Origin of the sequence: Pseudogemmobacter bohemicus, from assembly GCF_003290025.1 — a bacterium.
GTDB classification, from domain to species: Bacteria; Pseudomonadota; Alphaproteobacteria; order Rhodobacterales; family Rhodobacteraceae; genus Pseudogemmobacter; species Pseudogemmobacter bohemicus.
In genome coordinates, this window is sequence record NZ_QNHG01000013.1 from 1 (window position 1) to 3,419 (window position 3,419).

The window sequence follows — 3,419 nt, forward strand, 5'->3', positions numbered from 1 at the left end:
GCCGTTATGCGCAGCATCCAGTGCCGGGGCCTCGGGCCAGATCGCGGTGGGGGTATGGTCGAGCTTTTCGCCCTGGCCGATGGTGAATTTCCGGGTCAGAAGAAATCCGACGCCAAGCCCGACCGCCGCCGTGATCAGCGCTGCGCGGACCGAGGAGTGGGTCGCGACCTGCCCCCAGATGATCGAGCCAAGCGACATCGACCCGAAAAACACCATCAGAAAGACCGCAAGCCCGCGCGCGCGGATCCAGTTCGGCAGCGCGGTCTGGGCCGAGACGTTGAAGGCAGTCAGCGTAACGATCCAGGAGCAACCGCCCAGAAAGGCCGCGAACATCAGACCGGCGGGGAATTGCGCAACAACCATCGTCAGCAGTGCAATCGCCGTACCCAGTGTACCGACCCGCACCGACATATCGGAATCGAGGTGCTTTTGCAGGCGCGGCAGGATCAGCGCACCGGTGACGGCGCCGGTCCCGATCAGGGCCATCAGCGTGCCGTACAGCTCGGACCCGCCGCCCTCGGCGCTGCGTGCGATCAGCGGCAAGAGCGACCAATATGCCGACGCGAAAAGGAAAAAGGCGATGGCCCGGATCGCTGTGGCCAGCATCGCCGGATTATGGCGCACATGGCGCAGGCCCATCCCCATATCGGCCAGCAGACTGCTGTGGTGATGGCGCGGCGGCGACGGCTCTGGCCGCCACAAAAGCAGCGCGCCGAGAATGATCACAAAACTGAGCGCATTCAGCGCGAAAGGTGCCGCCAGGCCGACATTGGCGATCAGCACTCCGGCGAGAGCAGGCCCGATGGCCCGGCTGATATTGATCCCCATCGAGTTGAGCGCGATGGCCGGTTTCAGCTTTGCCTTCGGCACCAGAAGCGGCACGATGGCCTGCCAGGCCGGTGCCATGAAGGCCGCGCCAGTGCCGATGGCCAGGGTGAAAAGGATCAGCAGCAGCGGCGTCATCGCCTCCTGCCAGACGAGGACGGCAAGCAGCGTCACGATCACCGTCAGGATCGTATTGACCACCAGCAACATGCGCCGCTTGTCCAGCCGGTCGGCCAGCGCTCCGGCCAGCAGCGCAAAAAGAAACACCGGCAACGAGGTCGCAGCCTGTACCAGCGACACCACCGCCGGGCTGGAGTCGAGCGTGGTCATCAGCCAGCCGGCCCCCACTTCGTGCATCCAGGTGCCGGTGTTCGAGATCAGCGTGGCTGTCCAGAGCAGCGTGAAAGCCGTATGCGAAAAGGGCGAAAATGCCCCGGCGGAAGATGTGGTTTCAGGCTTCGCACCGGATGACATGCGCCAGCTCCTCAATATTTACAACAGAAGGACCCGCCGCCGCCGCAAGGGCTCATGCCCTTCGGACGGCGGGAACGGGTCACATCGAAATGTGACGGATTTTCAGGCCGTTGCAGCACAGGAAACGGCTCCACACCCCTCAAGTCGCGGGATCGGGCGCCTGGCGCGGCCCCTGGTGATGGCTCTTTGAAGGGACCTTGTGGACCATCGTATAGGCGTAATCTATGCCCATCCCATAGGCGCCGGAATGCTCGCGCACGAGGTTGGTGACAGCCTCATAGGTGTCACGCCGCGCCCAGTCGCGCTGCCATTCCAGCAAGACCTGTTGCCAGGTCATCGGCACGACACCGGCCTGAACCATGCGGTCCATCGCATATTTATGCGCATCCAGGCTGGTGCCGCCCGAGGCATCCGCAACCATGTAGATTTCATAATCGGTATCGGCGAGGCATGACAGCGCAAAGGTCGTGTTGCAAACCTCGGTCCAGAGCCCGGAGACGACGATCTTCTTCGCGCCTTTTTCCGCGTGTCTGGCCAGCGCCCGGCGCACTTTCAGATCATCCCAGGAATTCATCGAAGTGCGCTCAAGCAGCGGCGCATCGGGGAAGATATCCAGCAATTCCGGAAAAGTCTGGCCCGAAAAACTGTCGGTCTCGACCGTTGTGATCGTGGTGGGGATGTCGAATATCTTTGCTGCCTTGCCAAGGCCCACGACGTTGTTTTTCAGCGTCTGCCGATCAATCGACTGGACCCCGAATGCCATTTGTGGCTGCTGATCGATGAAAATCAGCTGGCTGTTCCGGGGGGTAAGAACGTCGAGTTTCGACATATGGCTTTCCTCGTATCAATTATTATCGGCCGCGATGCCGGTATCCGGCCAGTCGGGCACGGTCTGATATACCCGGATGCTCCGGGATACCGGCTCTGAGCGGCAGGCTACACGGTCGCGGATGTGATAAGAATGGCGGTATTTCGCACGACAGTATTGCGATCATCGCAATAAATCCCTGATCAGAACAAAAGGGGGCGGCTTATTGGCCGCCCCCTTGTTCATCCGCCCTTTATCAGGCGCAGCAGCGGGATCTCAGCCCCATTTCATTTCGCCTTTGGCGACTTTCGAGCCGATCCCGATTGCCACGTCCATGCCGATCCCGGGGAAACGCGCCTTCATTGCAGCTTCCAGTGCCGCCGCATCGGCAGCCTTCGGCAGCTCCTCGTCAAAGGCCACCAGATACTCTTTCGTGAAGGTGACGCCCGAAAGATCGGTGGGGGCGCCGGTCTCGGCATGGGCCGCAACAACCACCGCCGGGTTACGGGCGGCGATCTCGTCGAGAACAGTCACCCATTGCGCCCGGATTTCCGGGCTGGGGGTATCGGCGGTCCAGACATGAACACCATTGAACACAAGCACGCCGCCAAACACTGCCTGCAACGACGACACCCAGAGGTAGCGGCGGTTTTCCGGCACGGTCGGGGTGACGATCTCGATCACTTCACCATCGACCGTCAGGCTGGCCTCGTCATAGGGGGTCGCGAAAACCACATCGGCGCGGGTTTGCGGCCCCGCCGCGCCAAGCTGCGGCCCCCAGGTCGCCAGCTTGCCATCGACATTGGCCTCAATCGCTGCAACGGTTGCGCTTGCCGCCAGCACACGCGCATCGGGGAAGGCGTCGACCACCGGGCGCAGGCTGAAATAGTAATCCGGGTCGGACTGGCTGATATAGATCGTCGTCAGCTTCTTGCCGGTCGCCCGGATCGCGGCGGCCAGCGCCTCGCCATCGGGCAGCGTGAAGCCGCCATCAATCAGAATGGCCTCGGTCGGCCCCTCGATCAGCACCGGCGCGCGGTAGAAGCCATCCGGTCCTGTGGGGTAATGCGTCCATTTCAGGCCGCCTTCCGCGCGGGCGATCCCGGCCGGCAGCAGCGAGGCCGCGCCGAGGGCAAGGGTGGTCTTCATAACGTTTCTGCGGGTCAGCATTGGAAAACCTCTTCTGTTCGGCACGCCGTCTGGCGCCGTCGGGCGAGCCAGTCGGGTGCGGTAAGGTTCAGTGGAGCGAGCAGCATTCACCCGCACCACGCTTTGGCAATGACGGGAAAGTCGCATGTTTGCTTGCAGGTGA

The 3,419-nt window shown here is 62.4% G+C and carries 3 protein-coding genes; all 3 read right to left on the reverse strand.

Annotated features, from left to right (window positions below; genetic code table 11):
* The coding region (locus DRF71_RS26980; RefSeq protein ID WP_112313508.1) for an MFS transporter at positions 1-1,299 on the reverse strand (1,299 nt) is incomplete at its 3' end.
* 139 nt (positions 1,300-1,438) lie between these two features.
* Complete coding sequence (locus tag DRF71_RS26985; protein ID WP_112313509.1) at positions 1,439-2,128, reverse strand: hydrolase; 690 nt, start codon at positions 2,126-2,128, stop codon at positions 1,439-1,441.
* Positions 2,129-2,383: 255 nt separating this feature from the next.
* Positions 2,384-3,277 (reverse strand): MBL fold metallo-hydrolase, encoded by an 894-nt coding sequence (locus DRF71_RS26990; protein WP_232831715.1) that lies wholly within the window; start codon positions 3,275-3,277, stop codon positions 2,384-2,386.
* Between the last annotated feature and the right edge of the window lie 142 nt (positions 3,278-3,419).

What these genes read in the sequence shown, in the direction of transcription:
- DRF71_RS26985 (WP_112313509.1), bottom strand. Translation starts at nt 2,128, where the DNA reads ATGTCGAAACTCGACGTTCTTACCCCCCGGAACAGCCAGCTGATTTTC.
- DRF71_RS26990 (WP_232831715.1), bottom strand. Translation starts at nt 3,277, where the DNA reads ATGCTGACCCGCAGAAACGTTATGAAGACCACCCTTGCCCTCGGCGCG.